The organism is Dyella sp. (assembly GCF_051954575.1).
Taxonomy (GTDB): domain Bacteria; phylum Pseudomonadota; class Gammaproteobacteria; order Xanthomonadales; family Rhodanobacteraceae; genus Dyella_B.
Genome location: NZ_JBQCHP010000065.1, coordinates 30,540 through 45,741, shown reverse-complemented (window position 1 = coordinate 45,741; position 15,202 = coordinate 30,540). Strand labels below are relative to the sequence as shown.

The 15,202-nt window shown below is 63.7% G+C and carries 15 protein-coding genes; 7 read left to right on the top strand and 8 right to left on the bottom strand.

Annotation, left to right across the window (positions count from 1 at the left end):
* Positions 1-81: 81 nt before the first annotated feature.
* Both ACTHNE_RS08680 and ACTHNE_RS08675 read right to left on the bottom strand, forming a co-directional pair.
* Positions 82-591, bottom strand: coding sequence for a peptidylprolyl isomerase (locus tag ACTHNE_RS08680; RefSeq protein WP_440269029.1), 510 nt, complete (start codon positions 589-591; stop codon positions 82-84).
* Between the two features lie 465 nt (positions 592-1,056).
* On the bottom strand, positions 1,057-2,799 hold the full coding sequence (locus tag ACTHNE_RS08675) for a 3-hydroxybutyrate oligomer hydrolase family protein (RefSeq protein ID WP_324938096.1): 1,743 nt from the start codon (positions 2,797-2,799) through the stop codon (positions 1,057-1,059).
* A gap of 212 nt (positions 2,800-3,011) precedes the next feature.
* Here ACTHNE_RS08675 and ACTHNE_RS08670 point away from each other — a divergent pair, with 212 nt between their 5' ends.
* The 3 genes from ACTHNE_RS08670 (at position 3,012) to ACTHNE_RS08660 (ending at position 6,649) form a co-directional block, all read left to right on the top strand.
* Complete coding sequence (locus ACTHNE_RS08670) at positions 3,012-3,290, top strand: hypothetical protein (RefSeq protein WP_324938093.1); 279 nt, start codon at positions 3,012-3,014, stop codon at positions 3,288-3,290.
* Positions 3,291-3,413: 123 nt separating this feature from the next.
* Entirely contained in the window at positions 3,414-4,646 is a 1,233-nt protein-coding gene (locus ACTHNE_RS08665) for an MFS transporter (protein ID WP_324938090.1), read from the top strand.
* A gap of 227 nt (positions 4,647-4,873) precedes the next feature.
* Complete coding sequence (locus ACTHNE_RS08660; RefSeq protein WP_324938738.1) at positions 4,874-6,649, top strand: GGDEF domain-containing protein; 1,776 nt, start codon at positions 4,874-4,876, stop codon at positions 6,647-6,649.
* Positions 6,650-6,747: 98 nt separating this feature from the next.
* Here ACTHNE_RS08660 and ACTHNE_RS08655 read toward each other — a convergent pair whose 3' ends face one another.
* The gene (locus ACTHNE_RS08655; RefSeq protein WP_324938741.1) at positions 6,748-7,122 is read right to left on the bottom strand and encodes a hypothetical protein; all 375 of its coding nucleotides are present in this window, start codon (positions 7,120-7,122) and stop codon (positions 6,748-6,750) included.
* Positions 7,123-7,244: 122 nt separating this feature from the next.
* On the bottom strand, positions 7,245-7,628 hold the full coding sequence (locus ACTHNE_RS08650; protein WP_324938744.1) for a hypothetical protein: 384 nt from the start codon (positions 7,626-7,628) through the stop codon (positions 7,245-7,247).
* Positions 7,629-7,984: 356 nt separating this feature from the next.
* Between ACTHNE_RS08650 and ACTHNE_RS08645 the strand changes: the two genes are divergently transcribed.
* Positions 7,985-8,659: a restriction endonuclease gene (locus tag ACTHNE_RS08645; RefSeq protein ID WP_324938745.1), complete on the top strand. Its 675-nt coding sequence runs from the start codon at positions 7,985-7,987 to the stop codon at positions 8,657-8,659.
* A gap of 57 nt (positions 8,660-8,716) precedes the next feature.
* On the opposite strand, the gene ACTHNE_RS08640 is transcribed toward ACTHNE_RS08645, so the two are convergent.
* Positions 8,717-9,433: a 2OG-Fe(II) oxygenase gene (locus ACTHNE_RS08640; protein ID WP_324938748.1), complete on the bottom strand. Its 717-nt coding sequence runs from the start codon at positions 9,431-9,433 to the stop codon at positions 8,717-8,719.
* A gap of 350 nt (positions 9,434-9,783) precedes the next feature.
* Here ACTHNE_RS08640 and ACTHNE_RS08635 point away from each other — a divergent pair, with 350 nt between their 5' ends.
* Positions 9,784-11,019 (top strand): hypothetical protein, encoded by a 1,236-nt coding sequence (locus ACTHNE_RS08635; RefSeq protein ID WP_324938751.1) that lies wholly within the window; start codon positions 9,784-9,786, stop codon positions 11,017-11,019.
* 60 nt (positions 11,020-11,079) lie between these two features.
* Here ACTHNE_RS08635 and ACTHNE_RS08630 read toward each other — a convergent pair whose 3' ends face one another.
* The 3 genes from ACTHNE_RS08630 to ACTHNE_RS08620 form a co-directional block, all read right to left on the bottom strand.
* Positions 11,080-12,342 carry an MFS transporter gene (locus ACTHNE_RS08630; protein ID WP_440269028.1) on the bottom strand — a complete coding sequence of 421 codons (1,263 nt, stop codon included), beginning with the start codon at positions 12,340-12,342 and terminating at the stop codon, positions 11,080-11,082.
* A 118-nt stretch (positions 12,343-12,460) separates the two neighbouring features.
* Complete coding sequence (locus ACTHNE_RS08625; RefSeq protein ID WP_324938757.1) at positions 12,461-13,786, bottom strand: RNA polymerase sigma factor; 1,326 nt, start codon at positions 13,784-13,786, stop codon at positions 12,461-12,463.
* Positions 13,729-14,121 carry a YciI family protein gene (locus ACTHNE_RS08620; protein ID WP_324938760.1) on the bottom strand — a complete coding sequence of 131 codons (393 nt, stop codon included), beginning with the start codon at positions 14,119-14,121 and terminating at the stop codon, positions 13,729-13,731. The genes ACTHNE_RS08625 and ACTHNE_RS08620 overlap by 58 nt, the downstream gene beginning before the upstream one ends.
* A 170-nt stretch (positions 14,122-14,291) precedes the next feature.
* Between ACTHNE_RS08620 and ACTHNE_RS08615 the strand changes: the two genes are divergently transcribed.
* A complete protein-coding gene (locus tag ACTHNE_RS08615) occupies positions 14,292-14,753 on the top strand; it encodes an SRPBCC family protein (protein WP_324938763.1) in 462 nt (153 codons plus the stop codon).
* A complete protein-coding gene (locus ACTHNE_RS08610) occupies positions 14,737-15,099 on the top strand; it encodes an ArsR/SmtB family transcription factor (protein ID WP_324938767.1) in 363 nt (120 codons plus the stop codon). Before ACTHNE_RS08615 ends, ACTHNE_RS08610 begins: the two co-directional genes overlap by 17 nt.
* Positions 15,100-15,202: the final 103 nt, after the last annotated feature.

The window sequence follows — 15,202 nt, the reverse complement described above, 5'->3', positions numbered from 1 at the left end:
CTCCTTTGAGAAAGATCCAAGCCCGGCGATTCTATGTCGACGTCGGCTACACAATCGTAACCGTCGCGTGAAACCGCGCGATCAACCGCGCTGATCGAGCACCTCGTTCCACTCCTTCACACGCTCCGCCTGCGCGGCCAGCAGCGCATCCGCATCGCCTTCCACCGTGACTTTCTCGATGGCGTCGCCCTGCCTGATCGCGTCCACCACTTTCTGGTCTTCCGCACTGATCACTTCGCCGAACACGCTGTGCTTGCCATCCAGCCACGGCGTGGGGCCGTGCGTGATGAAGAACTGGCTGCCGTTGGTGCGCGGGCCGGCGTTGGCCATGGACAGCACGCCCGGCTTGTCGTGCTTCAGCGAGGGATTGAATTCGTCTTCGAAGCGGTAGCCCGGGCCGCCGCGGCCGCTGCCTTCGGGACAACCGCCCTGGATCATGAAATCGTTGATCACGCGATGGAAGGACAGGCCATCGTAATAGCCGCGACGCGCCAGGTTGACGAAGCTCGCCACCGTCACCGGGGTCTTGTCGTCATGCAGGCGCAGGTGGATCGGGCCGCGGTTGGTGGTGATCGTGACTTGGATGGCCATGGCTATTCCTTGTGGTATTGAACAAACACACGCCCGGAAAACGCCAGGCGCCGAACGCGCAAGAATACCCGCAGAAGGCGTAGGTTGGGGTGCGAACCCCAACATCGTCACAACGCGGGGTGGGGAATGTTGGGGTCTGCACCCTGAAATATCCCCACGTTTTTCACCTGATATGTTGAGCGAAATCAGCGGACTAACCATTTCTGTGCGCAATCGCTCATATCGCCTCACCGTCATTCCGGCGAAGGCCGGACGTAGCGCGCAGCGCGGAGAACGTCCGAAGGACGGCCCCGAAGGGGTGAGCGAAGCGAATCATCCATCGCCAGTACGAAGCATGGATTCCGGCCTTCGCCGGAATGACTTTTGGGCTTTTTGGGCGGCCCTCCAGCATGAACGTTTTCGTTTTTGCAGAGACAAGAAGCGCTAAGCAAAAACGTGGGGATATATCAGGGTCCGCACCCCAACCTACATGCCGAGCATGCTCGCTTGCAGGGCTCCGGCGCCGCGGGCGGTTCCCACCGGCGTCGGCAGTTCCTCCGGCCACGGCTGTGCTTGAAACACATGCGCCCACAGCCGATCGAGCGCCACGTAGGCATACGGCAACAACGGCAGATGCTGGTCGCCAAAGCCGGGCAGCGCGAGGAAGGCGTCGAAATGCTGGGCGTGCGGCAGCTTCCAATACAACGGCCGGCGGCCTTCGGCACGCAGCCAGGCGATATACGGTTCGGAAGTGAACGCCGTCGGCAGCAAGCCATCGTCCGCGCCGTGCAGCACCCACAGCGGCAGCTCCTTGCGCGGCAAGCTCGCCGCCAGCGCGTGCACTGATGCCTGCAAGACGCGCGCATCGGCATCCTCCGCCGTCCATAGCTTGCGCAAGCCGCTGATGCCGGGAAGCTGCGGATCGGCGCTGTCGTCCGTACCGCCCAGCAGGCCGATGCCGATATCGGGCGGAATGCCCGAACCATCCGTCCACCATTTTGCGCGCGTGGCGTCGTCGACCACGCCCGGCTTGCCGTTGACCTGCGTGGTATAGCGATAGCCGCACGGCATGGCATTCGCATCGCGACGCAAATAGGCCGATCCATATGCGACGGCAATTACGCGCCACACATCCAGAATCGTCGACGAGGCGGCCGTCGCCAGCGCCTGGTCGGTCCAGCCGCTACCGTGCAGATGTTCGTAAGCCTCGATCGCCTGGTGTTCAAGCTCGGTCGCTTTCAGCAGACCTTGCGCATGCAGGCTTGCACAACGCGCCGCCCATGCAGCATGCGGTGCGCCGTTCGCATCGCGCGCAAACGGCGCGGCGGCGAAGCGTGCATCCGTCAATGCGCACGGCAGCCAGAGCGCCGCTTCCGTCGCGTAGTCGTACAGCGCGCGGCCGTGCTGCGCCACATGCACGTTCGGTTCGAGCGCCACCACGCCGGCCAGCATGTGTTGCTCGTCCAACCCGGCTGCCTGCAGCACCGCACCGCCGCCATTGGACAGGCCGGTTGCGATGATCTTCGTATTCTGCGGCGTGAACGGCGCCTGCTCCGGAAACGCGCGATCCAGCATCGCCAGCCCGAACTGCGCCGCTTGCAAGACATGACGGCCCCAGTCGGCCTCCGGATGGTCACCGGAATGCGCATGCTTGAAGGCGATGCCTTCGCCATTCGCGGCGGGTTCGAATTCCAGCATCGCCGTGCCACGCTTCGCACGTTCGCCGCTCAGCGCCACGCCGCTATCGTCGGCGTAGTCGAAATAACCGGTACCCGCGCCCTTGTCCGTGTACGCCACCGCGCAACCGCGCGGCAACCCCCAGGCGCCCGCCAAGGCTATCGCGCCATAAATGCCGCGCGAACCGGACGACGCCGTCACCACCAGGCAACGATGCGCATGGTCGAAACCATCGGGCACCTGCACCAGCACGCGATGCGGCTGCTGCGCGCCGGCCAGCTTCGCGAACGCCTGATATTCGCGTCCCGGCACGGGGGGAACCGCGCCATACACCGTGCCATATCCACCCAGCGGACCAAGATCGGCGATGCCTTTCCAGCTTGTCTGGATCGCGCGCCGGCGCAGTTCCTGCGCGGCGGGATGCGCGGGATTCACGAACGGCGCCAGCGCTCCCTTCAAACCATCGAGGCCAAGCCCCGCGCTGAGCAGGTCGTCATGCTCGCGATGCGTGGTGATGCGCACCTCGCCCTGCACGAAATCGATCCCTTGCATCGAAGGCTCCTTCGAAAAACGCCTGCGCACGAAAGTACACCATGACCGCGCAACCTTCCGGCATCGCGCGACCTTGCTTATGGTGACTGGCTTGGCGCATCGGCCATCATGTCGGAGATACATGACAAGTTTTTGGTGATCAGCAAATGATCGCGCTTGCGATCGTCGTGCACGCCGGGCAAGCTTGCGCGTTTTCACCACGCGGAACCGCCATGTCCAAGCAAACGAATATCCTGCAGATCCTTCCCGCCAACGGCTGGGTGGCCGTGTACGACGAAAGCGGCGACGAAAGTGCCTCGACCCTGGTGTGCTTCGCCCTGGTGGAAACGCTCGACAACGGTGCGCGGCAACAGCACGTGCGTCCGATGTGCGCCGACGGCAAGCGCATCGTGTTCGCCGATGAGATCGCCAACTTCCTGCGCGTGGAAGAACTGGCCGAATTCTCCGAGGACGAAGAAGACGAGGAAGAAGACGCCGAGGACGAAGGCTGAGCCGCAACCGGCCGTAGCGATCCAGGTTGGGGATCAGCCCCAACCTGGCATCATCGGCCATGACGCAGTGCAACATAATGACTTACAATGGCCGTCTTTGTCCGGCAGTCCTGTAAGAGCCCCATGGCCGATGCCTCCCATTCCGCGACCGTCGAGAGTCGCCCCGCCGGCGTGTTGCTGTCGATCTTGAGCACCGTCGCCTTTACCTTCATCGCCTACCTGACCATCGGGCTATCGCTGGCGGTACTGCCAGGTTTCGTGAACACCAACCTCGGTTTCGGCGCGATGCTGGCGGGGCTGGCGATCAGCATGCAATACGTGGCCACCTTGATCAGCCGCCCGCAAGCCGGACGCATGGCCGACGGCAAAGGCCCCAAGCGCGCCGTGATGACGGGTCTTGCGATGTGCGCGGCCAGCGGCGTGCTGCTGTTGCTCGCCGCGCTGGCCAGCGGCCTGCCCTGGCTCAGCCTGGGCCTGGTCTTCATTGCGCGCCTCGCCCTCGGTTGCGCGGAAAGCTGCGTAGGCACCGGCGCCATCACCTGGGGCATGGGCCAGGTCGGGCATCGCCATACGGCGCGCGTGATTTCCTGGAACGGCGTGGCCACCTATGGCGCGTTGGCCGCAGGCGCGCCGCTGGGCGTGGTGCTCGATCATCGTTTCGGTTTTGCGGCCATCGGACTGACCACCTTGCTGCTGCCGCTGGCCGCGCTGCCTTTGGCGCGATTGAAGCGCGCCACCACCGTGGTGGCCGGCGAGCGCGCGCCCTTGCGCACCGTGGCCGCGCGCGTGGTGCCGTACGGCATCGGACTGGCGCTCGGCTCGATCGGCTTCGGCTGCATCGCCACCTTCATCACCTTGTTCTACGCCGCGCACGGCTGGACGAACGCGGCGCTCGCGCTCACCATTTTCGGCGTGGTCTTCGTCGGCGTGCGCTTCGTGTTCGCGCGCAGCATTCCCCAGCTCGGCGGCTATCGCGTGGCGATGGCCTCGCTATCCGTCGAGGCGATCGGCCTGATCGTCCTGTGCCTGGCCAGCAGCCCCACCATGGCGGGTGTCGGCGCTGCCATCGCCGGCTTCGGCTTTTCGCTGGTGTTCCCCGCGCTCGGCGTGGAGGCCGTGCAACGCGTGCCTGCGCACAGCAGCGGCGCGGCGCTGGGCGTGTATTCGGTCTTCATGGATGTGGCGATGGCGCTCACCGGCCCGCTCGGCGGCTGGGTGGCCGGCGGCATGGGCTATAACGCGATCTATGGTTTTGCCGCACTCGCCGCGATGGCTTCGGTAGTGCTGGCGCTGGTCTTGCAGGCGCAGGCGATGCGGGAGAAAACGCTGGTGCACGCAGGGGCGAAAGGCGGCTGACGGCAGGCCCTGCCATTGCCGCGGCATGGCGTTCGGGTCAACTGCAACATCTCTGTCAAACGGTTGAAATGTAATATTTTTTACGATTTCCTGGGCTCAAGTCGAAGCATTGCCCGCCGAATAGCAAAGTAGTCCCGCCGTCCAAGGTGCACTGTGCTTCCCCCACTGCCGCCCATTCCCGCTTCGAGCCACGCGCGCCCGCTCGGCCAAGGCCAGCCTGACTGCGCATGATCCTGTTTCGCGACCAGGCCCGCTTCACCTCGTTGCTCGATCGCGCGCAAAGCGGACTGACGGCGATGTTCCAGCCGCTGATCCGGCTGGACACCATGGACGTGGTCGCGCATGAGGGCTTGGCTCGCTCCACCGAAACGCTCGGCAATATCAGCACGCCGGAATTGCTCAACCTGGCGCGGGCGGAAGGCCGCCTGGGCGAATTCGAATTGACCGCCGCGCGCACGGTATGCGGCGCCTTCGCTGCGCAGAAAACCGCCGGCCGCCTGCTGGTGAACCTGAGCGCGCAAGCCTTCATGCAGGAATCGATCAAGCCCGACGACCTGCTAGCCGCGCTCGGCGCGGGTGGCATGGATTTGAGCCGCATCACCATCGAGCTGACCGAGCGCGACATCGTCGAGGAACCGGCGCGCCTTGCGCATGCGCTGGGTTATCTGCGCGCACACGGTGTGCGCTTCGCGCTGGACGATTTCGGCAATGGCCATTCCAATTTCGAGATGTGGAACGAGATTCATCCGGAAGTGGTGAAGATCGACCGCTATCTCATTCACGGCCTGTCCAAGAGCGCCGAGCGTCTCGCCATCGTGCGTGCGCTGTGCCAGGTGGCCGAAACGCTGGGCGCCGACCTGGTCGGCGAAGGCGTGGAAGAACTCGACGACCTCAACATGCTGCGTGAACTGGGCATTCCGTTCGCGCAGGGTTTCCTGCTCGGCCGGCCAGTGCCGCACACCATCGAGACCATCGACGACGGCGTGCGCGCCGCCCTGGACGGCACCGTGATCGCCGTGCCGCCGCGTCCGCGCGGACCGGTGACGCAACGGCCGATGCATTTGGGCCACCTGGTGATCGAAGCTCCCGCACTGACTGCGCGCCACACCAACCATGAAGTCAGCGCAATCTTCGCGCTGCAATCGGAACTGCACGCGCTGGCCGTGGTAGATGAAGAAAGCCGCCCGATCGGCTTGATCAATCGCCGCGTATTCAGCGAGCGCATGGCACAACCGTATACGCGCGAGCTTTACGGCCGCAAAAGCTGCACCGCCTTCATGCACGAGGTGCCGCTGCTGTGCGAGGTGCGCCAGTCACTGGAAAGCATGGCCGACATCCTGCGCGGGCAGGACCAGCGCTATCTCAGCGATGGTTTTGTGATCACGCGCGAAGGTCTGTATCTGGGTCTTGGCACCGGCGAATCGCTGGTGCGGCGCGTGACCGAACTGCGCATCGAAGCGGCGCGCTACGCCAATCCGCTGACCTTCTTGCCAGGAAACATTCCAGTCACCGAGCACGTTGCGCGCCTGCTGCGGGCCGAGGTGCCGTTCACCGTAGCATATGTGGACCTGAATCATTTCAAGCCGTTCAACGATCAATACGGCTACTTTCGCGGCGACGAAATGATCCGCCTGCTGGCCAACACGCTGACGACGCAAGTGAATCCGCGCTGCGATTTCGTCGGGCATATCGGCGGCGACGATTTTCTACTGGTATTGCAGAGCGACGACTGGGAAGCGCGCTGCCGCCATATGGTTGCCTTGTTCAACCAGCGCTCGCGCGGCTTGTTCGCCGAAGAAGACATCGCGCGCAAGGGCATCGTCGGCGAAGATCGGCATGGAAATACGCAGTTCTTTCCACTGACCACCGTGGCGATCGGTGCAGTGCGTGTCATGCCGCCATTTCCTGGACATCCTGAAACATTGGCGACCTTGGCGGCACGCGCGAAACGACATGCGAAGCGGGCGCAAGTGGGCTTCTATCTGCTTGCAGGTGAGTCGTAGGTTGGGTTAGCGCAGCGTAACCCAACGGTGCTTCATGAATAAGTTAGGTTACCCCCGGATCAAGTCCGGGGTAACCCAACCTTGGCTATCCGGCATTTTCAGCTCATGTGCAACCAATGCACATACACGCCGTTCTCTTTATCTTCTTCCCGGAATCCTTCACGCCCATCAGCCACCACCGCCCATACGGTGCGCATGCCGTCGCCATAAAGCCGGTCCACGCGTACATGCTCGCCTTGCGGAATCAGGAACTGGGTGGCGAGCACCATGACGCGATCGCTTTCCCATACCAGCGTCGCCTTGCGTGGCGCACCGGCGCCCCAGCCGATATGCACGTGCACCTGCTGCTCGGCAAAGGCGCCGCGGTTGTCGAGCTTCCAGTCCTCGGACTTGCGCAGCAGCGCTTCCAGTCGCGGATCGCTCCAGTCCACCTGGTTGCCGGTTATCTTGGACGTAGGCTTGAAATGGCTCATGCGGCGTGTGGCTCCCATGGGCTGCGCAGCCGCACAGCTGTTTTGCCGCGTTGGCAAAAAAGCATGCGCTGTTGACTGACTGGCGCGCCACAGGCCCTGCATCGGCCGGCGCCGGGGTTTCTTTAGCGGTGCTTGTTCAGTAGCTGCAGCCAATAGATGTGGATGCCGTTTTCGCGATCTTCCTCGCGAACGCCTTCGCGCCCGTCCACCACCACGCCCCACAGCGTGCGGATGCGATCGCCCAGATGCTTGTCCACGCGCACCTGTTCGCCCTGCCCGATCGGAAAGGTGGTTTCCAGCACCACCGCGTTTTCGCGTTCCCATACCAGGGTGGCGGTTTTGCCCACCGAACCGCTCCAACCGAAATAGACTTCCACGCTCTGGGGCGAAAAGCCGCCGCGGTTGTCGATGCTCCATTGCTCGCTTCGCTGCAGCAGGGACACCAGCTTCGGATCGTCCCAGTCGATCTGGGTGTTGCTGGCGAGCGAACCTTCTTTACGGCGCATAAGAGGTTTCTTCTTTGTGCAGGCAGGTGAGAAAGATGGCTCCGGTTTGGCACGTCTATCGTGAAGGAATGGTGGAAATATCATGTTGTTTTCGTTCGTCGGTGTAGGGCGTGCCTGCATCGACATTTGCCCTTTGCCGGGGATGGCAAGGCGAAGATCACCCGACGTGAAGGCCTTCACCCTTTGCTTGTCGTCGAACGCCTCGCTGCATCGCACAAAACCATCCCGCTTTGGCACGTGATACTGCGGCAGAACAGCGCTGCGGCTGAATGCCGCGCTGCACGCTGATCTCCTGAACCGTCCGCGCTAAGGTCGATCAGCGGTTCGGAAGCAGCGTTCACAGCTCGGGGGAGTTGATGGCGAAGCACAGAACACATCGCCTCGAACATCTGGTTCGGGTGCATTGGCCAGCCGGTTTATTGCTCGGCGTGAGCGCGTGCGTGGGCGTTCACTATGCACGCGGCACGCACAGCGCCAATGTCATGGTGCTGGTATGGATGGCCCTGATCGCCTGCGTCGGCTGCGCGTTCTCCACCTGCCTGGGTTATCGCAAGCGCATGCGCCGCCTGCTGGTTCGCGACGAGCTGGCGCAATTGTGCAAGCTGCATTGGCGCACGTTCGAGGAGCGCGTGGCGCAGGCGTTCCGCTTTCGCGGTTACACCGTGGAGCGCGCGGCGCAGGCGGACGCCGACGCCGGCCTGGATCTTCTTCTGCACAAGCACGGCATGACCACGCTGGTGCAGTGCCGGCATTGGCAACATCGCAACGTGGAAGTGAAAGACGTGCGCGAGATGTACAACCTGATGAAGTTCCATCACGCGTCGGCGGTAAAGATCGTCGCGTGCGGCGACTATACGGATGACGCCTGGAAGTTCGTCGCCGGCAAGCCGTTCGAGCTGATCTATGGCGAAACCCTGCTGGCGATGCTGAGCGATTCGCAATTGCCGATCGATCCTGGCGTGGTGCCGTTCCGGGCACCGTCCTCGCCACCGCCGATGCATCATCGGGCGCGTACGGCGGCGCAGACTTGAAGAAAAAACCGCGCGATGCGCGGTTTTTTTTCATGCATGCGCAGGAAAGCCATCCACTCACTGCGCATCGTGAAAGATGATCCCCAGCATATGCCTCCGCCCGCTGCGGATGCGGCTTACCCCATGCCGCATCATCACCCGATAAATACCCCGCGTGCCCTGCACCGGTCGGTGATGGACTGCGAAAACCACCGCATCGCCCTGCTCCAGCGGCACCACTTCCACCCGCGACTGCATGCGCGGGCGCTGCTCGGTCAGCACGAACTCGCCGCCGGTGAAATCCTTGCCAGGCTGCGACAGCAGGATTGCCATCTGCAGTGGAAACACGTGTTCGCCGTAAAGATCCTGGTGCAGGCAGTTGTAATCGCCGGCGGCATATTGCAGCAGCAGGGGCGTGGGACGCGTCTGGCCAGCGGCATGACAGCGCTTGAGGTATTCCGCATGTGACCCCGGATAACGCACGTCGACGGCCATCGCCTGGTTCCAGCGATTGGCGATCTCGGCCAGGTGCGGATAGAAACGGCTGCGTAGCTGTTGAATGACATCGGGCAGCGGATAGGCGAAATACTTGTATTCACCACTGCCGAACCCGTGCCGCGCCATCACTACGCGGCTGCGGAAGCGATGATCGTCCTGGTACAGCGCGGCCAGCGCACGGCATTCGTCGGCGCGCAGCAGACCTGGTACGCGAGCGACGCCGTAGCGATCCAGCGCATCGCCCAGCTTGAACGCGTCGCCGCTCGCATCGAGTGCGCGTTGCGCTGCCGTCTTCATCGTGATCTCCCAAGCTGTCTCAAAAAAAACCACGTTACCCGACGCACGCATTTGCGACACTCCGCTTATTGCGCAAAGCACATGTGTGTACGTCCAGACCAGATCGTTTTCACGCCGCGTTTCCGTTCTCCGTAAGCTTCGCGAAAACGACGTCGTCGCTGTTTCGGCCCTTCATTCGATATTTATTTTGTCGATTGCGCAGGCCCTACAAGTGTTTGCGTGTCAACGCCAGGGCGAGCGGTGGCTACGCGCATTAATTGAACGAAAACAGCCAACGCTGCGCGGTGTGTTTCATCGCACGGCATGCGTTACGGTCCTTGCACGACGTTTGTCAGGCGAGGGAACTCTTCATGAAATGCCACGATTTTTTGCGAAAGGCCGTAACGCGCTGCAGCGCATGGGCGCTTGGCGTAGGCGTGCTGTTCGCTGCGGCGTCCGCATTCACCGCGGTGCCGGCGCAAGCGCAGGTTTCCGTCGGCGTATCCATCACGGTCGGCTCGCCGCCACCACCATTGCCGGTATATGACCAGCCGCCGATTCCCGCGCCCGGCTATATCTGGGTGCCGGGTTATTGGGCATGGGATGGCTCGGAGTATTACTGGGTACCGGGCACCTGGGTGGAAGCGCCCTTCACCGGCGCGCTGTGGACGCCGCCTTATTGGGGTTGGAACGACGGCGTCTACGGATTCCACGAAGGCTACTGGGGTACCGAGGTCGGCTTCTACGGCGGCATCAACTACGGCTACGGCTACACCGGCGAAGGTTACGAAGGCGGTCGGTGGGATCATGGCGGTTTCTATTACAACCGCACAGTGAACAACATCAGCAACGTGCATATCACCAATGTGTACAACAAGACCGTCATCAACAATGTCACCGAGAACCGCGTCAGCTACAACGGCGGCAACGGTGGCTTGCGTGCGCAGCCGACACCGCAGCAGGTGGCTTTCGCGCATGCGCATCACACGCCGCCGGTGGCCGCGCAACAGCAACACCTGGCTATGGCGCGACAGAACCCGGAGTTGCGTGTGACGAACAACCATGGCGCACCGCCGATCGCTGCCACCACACGGCCTGCGGCGTTTACCGGCGCGGCGGTAGTCCACGCCCGTGGCGCACCGGCGGTCGGCGAAGGCCCGCGTCCTGGACCTGGCGGGCATCCGCAACCGGCTGAGCGTCAGCCCGAACATCAGCCTTTGCGTTCATCCGGTTTCGCACCGCATCCGAATGCGAACCCGAACGAGACGCCCGCGCGCGAACCGGCGAACCATCCGTTCAACCGATCCGAAAACGCGCCGGAAAACGTCGCACCGCATAGGCCGCATCCCGAAGCTGCGCCTGTGCCGCGCGAAGAACCGGCACCGCGTCCTCGCGAGGAACCTGCCCCGCGCGAAATGATGCCGCAGCAGGAACATCCTGCCGCGCCGCATGAGCCAGCTTTCCGCAGCGCGCCGCCTCCGCAGGAGGCCCATCCGATGGCGCCGCGCCCTGCGCCGGCCGAGCACCCTGTCGAAAGACCGCATCCGGCACCGCCGCAGGAAAATCGCAGGAAGCCCGAGGAACAGCATCCTCCGGGTGGTGGTTGAGATGCCGCAACAAAAAAGCCCTGGCCATTGCCAGGGCTTTTTTAGGCGACGGCTGGTTGATCACATCGCTTCGCGCGGTTTCGCCAGCAGCGCCAGCAACGTCAACACCGCAGCGGCGGAAAGGTAATAACCCACGTACGCCAATCCATACGTTTTGGCCAGCCACGTCGCCAGGTATGGCGCCAACGACGCACCGAAGATGCCGGCCAGGTTGAACGCCAGCGACGCGCCCGTGTAGCGCACGGCGGTGGGAAAGATCTGCGCCAGCACCGTGCCCAGCGGCCCGTACGTAATACCGACCACGCACATGCCCACCACCATGAACAACATGCCGCTATGCGCGAGCAGCGGCGCATACGCGATACCAAACGCAAAAATCAGCACGGTCGCCAGCAGCATGGTGAAGCGCCCGCCGCGGCGATCGGCCAGCCAGGCCGACGCCGGAATGAACAGGGCGAAGAACAGCACGCCCACCATCTGCACGATCAAGAACGATTCGCGCGAATAACCCAGCCTGGAGGTAGCCCAGCTCAACGCGAACACCGTCATCAGGTAGAAGATGACGAAGGTGGCGAGCGCGGCGAACGTGCCGCAGATCAATGCGCGCGGATGACGCGAGAACACATCGAACATCGGTACCTTCACTCGCTCGTGCTGCGCCATCGCGCGTGCGAACGCAGGGGTCTCGTTGAGCCGCAGTCGCATCCACAAGCCCATCAGCACCAGCGCCGAGCTGGCCAGGAACGGCACGCGCCAGCCCCAGGCATAGAACGCGGCATCGCCCATTTTTTCAGTAAGGAACAGGAACAAGCCGGTCGCGACGAGAAAGCCGAGCGGCGCCCCAAGCTGCGGAAACATGCCGTACCACGCGCGCTTGCCCGGCGGTGCGTTTTCGATCGCCAGCAACACCGCGCCGCCCCATTCGCCGCCAAGCCCAAGCCCCTGACCCAAGCGGCAAAGCGCCAGCAGCGCCGGCGCGACCAGGCCGATCTGCGCGTAGGTGGGAAGCACGCCGATCACCACCGTGGAAATGCCCATGGTGAGCAAGGCCGCCACCAACGTCGCCTTGCGGCCGATGCGGTCACCGAAGTGCCCGAACAGCGCCGAACCGATCGGTCGCGCGATAAACGCCAGCGCGAAGGTGGCGAACGATTGCAGCGTCGCTGTGGCAGGATCGCCCGCCGGAAAGAACAGCTTGGGGAACACCAGCACAGCCGCGGTGGCGTAGATGTAGAAATCGAAGAATTCGATGGTGGTGCCGATCAGGCTGGCGAACAAAACCCGGCCGGGCGAATTGACCGGGGTGGTGACTGCATCACGCATGCACAGGCTTCCGAGGGGTGCGGGAGTCCCGGATTCTGCCAGATGCTGGGGCTTCGCGTGGACTTGATCCGGGGCTAATCCCAACGTCCTCGAAGCGACATTGTTGGGTTACGCTGCGCTAACCCAACCTACGGGAGCTTCTCGCGCCGGTTTCTTCCTGCCGTCGCTGCAAAAACCGGCGCACCGCCGGATCGCGCGCCAGGCCGATCGCCATCTCGTAGGCGTGCATCGCCTCGCGATCATCGCCCACGCGCGCAAACAACGCCGCGCGTGCAGCCCAGTACGGTTGATACTCGGCAAGACGTTTGTCGGCGGCCAATTCGCGGATCACGTTGATCGCCGCCTCGGCGCCCTGCACTTCCGCGATCGCCAGCGCACGGTTGAGCGCAACCACGGGTGAGCGGGTCAACGCATACAAGGCATCATAAAGCTGCATTTCCGGCGTCCAATCGCTGCGATAGGAACGCCGCCGCTCGACATGCGCCGACTGCAGCGCAGCTTCGAGCTGATAGCGGCCTATACGTCCCAAAGCGCCGGCGCGCAGCAGCAGCGCTTCGGCTTCCTCGATCATGCGCGCGTCCCACAGGAGCATGTCCTGTTCGTCGAACGGCACGTATTCGCCCTGCGCATTGCGTCGCGCGCGCCGGCGCGCTTCGGCGTACAGCATGCCGGCGAGCAGGCCGAGGGTTTCCGGCTCTTGCGACAGCAATTCCACCAGCAGGCGGGCAAGAAAAATCGCTTCCTCGACCAGATCGCGGTGCAGCAGGTCGGCGTCGTCCGGATCGCTCCAGCCTTCGGCGTAGGCGGCGTAAACGGCGGCGAGCACGCCATCCAGGCGTTCGCGCCAGGCCTCGCGCTCGGGGATGGCGAAGGGAATGCGCGCTTCGCGGATTTTCTGCTTGGCGCGGCCCAGCCGCTTGCACATCGCCTCGGGCGAAACCAGAAAAGCCGAAGCGATGACCTTCGCGTCCAGGCCCAGCACCGTCTGCAGCATCAGCGGCGCGCGTATGCCCGCGTCGATGGCCGGATGCGCGCAGGCAAACAGCAAGCCGAGGCGCCGATCGGGAAAAGACTCCGCATCATCCGCCTCGACGCATTCGGCCTGCATCTGCGCGATCGTCTCCAGTTGCACCGCGGCAGCCTCGCCGCTGCGGCGCCGACGCACGCCGTCGATGCCTTTGCGGCGCGCGACCGTCATCAGCCACGACTCCGGATTGTCCGGGCATCCATGCGCCGGCCAATCCGCCAGTGCGGCGGCGAAGGCTTCGGCCAGGGCGTCCTCCGCCGCCGACACGTCGTGCATGTCGGCGGCGAGATAGGCCAGCAGCTTGCCGTAGCTGCGGCGCGCCACCGCGCTGGCGATGTCGCGGGCGGAAGCCTGGCGGTTCACGCGGCGGTCGCGGCCGCCGCCGGACTGCCGGATGTCGCACCGTAGGTGGGCCATACCGGACGCACCTCGATGGTGCCGTGGCTGGCGCCAGGACAGCGTGCGGCCCAGCTGAGCGCAGCGTCGAGATCGGCGGCCTCGATCAAGTAATAGCCGGCGAGCTGTTCCTTGGAATCGGCATACGGGCCATCGAGCACCTGCGACTTGCCGTCGGCCACGCGCACAGTGGTGGCCGTGTTGGTGTTCTGCAGCCGGTTGGAGCCCACCCAGGCGCCAGCTTCTTTCAAAGCTTCGGTGTACGCCTGGTAGGCGGCCACGCCGCGTTGCTGTTCGGCACTGGACATGCGGTGCCAGGCGGTTTCGTCGGCAAAGAGCATCAATAGGTATTGCATAGGGAATTCTCCGTAAGGTCGAGGCGGGCAGGATGCGCCGCCCATATCGATGACGCGCGGGCCACCGTCCATCGGACATCTGCCTGCGCGAGCATAGCCTTCCGCGAAAATGCAACCAAACGGTTGCATGACTCCACCAGCGCGACTAATATGCAACCAGGAGGTTGCCCATGAATACATCGACTGACCGTATCGAGCGTCACATCCACATCAAGGCCCCGCGCACGAAAGTGTGGCAAGCGCTGGCAGATGCCGAATCCTTCGGCGAGTGGTTCGGCGTCGCGCTGCAAGGCAAGCGCTTCGTCACCGGCGAACCCTGCGCGGGCAACATCACCTATCCGGGCTACGAACACCTTACGTGGAGCGTGGTGGTGGAGCGCGTCGAGCCCGAACGCCTGCTTTCGTTCCGCTGGCATCCCTACGCGGTGGACCCCAAGGTGGATTATTCCAACGAACCCACCACGCTGGTGACGTTCGAGCTGGAAGAAACCGCCGAGGGCACCTTGCTGCGCCTGGTGGAATCGGGTTTCGACGCGATTCCCGCGCATCGCCGCGCCGAAGCCTTCCGCATGAACAGCGGCGGCTGGGACGAGCAGATGAAGAACATCGACAGTTATGTCGCCACGCACTAGCCCGGCCTGCCACGCCGGCACCCAAGATCCCTTGCTGCGCAAAGCGGTGCCTGTGTTCGCAGCACTGGGCGATGAAACGCGCCTGAGCCTGGTCGCCCTGCTCTGCGCCGGCGGCGCGCTTTCCATCGCGCAGCTTACCGCCGGCACCGACATCACGCGGCAGGCCGTGACCAAGCATCTGCATGTACTGGCCGAGGCGGGATTGGTGCGCGATGTTCGACAGGGGCGCGAACGCCTGTGGGAATTCGAACCGTCGCGACTGGAGGAAGCACGGCGTTCGCTGGATGCGATTGCGCAGCAATGGGATCAGGCATTGTTGCGGCTGAAGGCGCGGCTGGAGCAGTGAGGTTTCGTAGTTTTGTTTGCCATCCTCAGCTGCGATTCGGCGGCCCCCTTTGGTGGGGTGGATGAGGGTACGATCAGGGACGATGAACACACCTTGCGCCAGA

Coding starts and splice junctions, on each gene's coding strand:
- ACTHNE_RS08625 (WP_324938757.1), bottom strand. CDS start 13,786: ATGGCCCACCTACGGTGCGACATCCGGCAGTCCGGCGGCGGCCGCGAC.
- ACTHNE_RS08660 (WP_324938738.1), top strand. CDS start 4,874: ATGATCCTGTTTCGCGACCAGGCCCGCTTCACCTCGTTGCTCGATCGC.
- ACTHNE_RS08645 (WP_324938745.1), top strand. CDS start 7,985: ATGGCGAAGCACAGAACACATCGCCTCGAACATCTGGTTCGGGTGCAT.
- ACTHNE_RS08665 (WP_324938090.1), top strand. CDS start 3,414: ATGGCCGATGCCTCCCATTCCGCGACCGTCGAGAGTCGCCCCGCCGGC.
- ACTHNE_RS08640 (WP_324938748.1), bottom strand. CDS start 9,433: ATGAAGACGGCAGCGCAACGCGCACTCGATGCGAGCGGCGACGCGTTC.
- ACTHNE_RS08635 (WP_324938751.1), top strand. CDS start 9,784: ATGAAATGCCACGATTTTTTGCGAAAGGCCGTAACGCGCTGCAGCGCA.
- ACTHNE_RS08615 (WP_324938763.1), top strand. CDS start 14,292: ATGAATACATCGACTGACCGTATCGAGCGTCACATCCACATCAAGGCC.
- ACTHNE_RS08650 (WP_324938744.1), bottom strand. CDS start 7,628: ATGCGCCGTAAAGAAGGTTCGCTCGCCAGCAACACCCAGATCGACTGG.
- ACTHNE_RS08680 (WP_440269029.1), bottom strand. CDS start 591: ATGGCCATCCAAGTCACGATCACCACCAACCGCGGCCCGATCCACCTG.
- ACTHNE_RS08670 (WP_324938093.1), top strand. CDS start 3,012: ATGTCCAAGCAAACGAATATCCTGCAGATCCTTCCCGCCAACGGCTGG.
- ACTHNE_RS08675 (WP_324938096.1), bottom strand. CDS start 2,799: ATGCAAGGGATCGATTTCGTGCAGGGCGAGGTGCGCATCACCACGCAT.
- ACTHNE_RS08630 (WP_440269028.1), bottom strand. CDS start 12,342: ATGCGTGATGCAGTCACCACCCCGGTCAATTCGCCCGGCCGGGTTTTG.
- ACTHNE_RS08620 (WP_324938760.1), bottom strand. CDS start 14,121: ATGCAATACCTATTGATGCTCTTTGCCGACGAAACCGCCTGGCACCGC.
- ACTHNE_RS08655 (WP_324938741.1), bottom strand. CDS start 7,122: ATGAGCCATTTCAAGCCTACGTCCAAGATAACCGGCAACCAGGTGGAC.
- ACTHNE_RS08610 (WP_324938767.1), top strand. CDS start 14,737: ATGTCGCCACGCACTAGCCCGGCCTGCCACGCCGGCACCCAAGATCCC.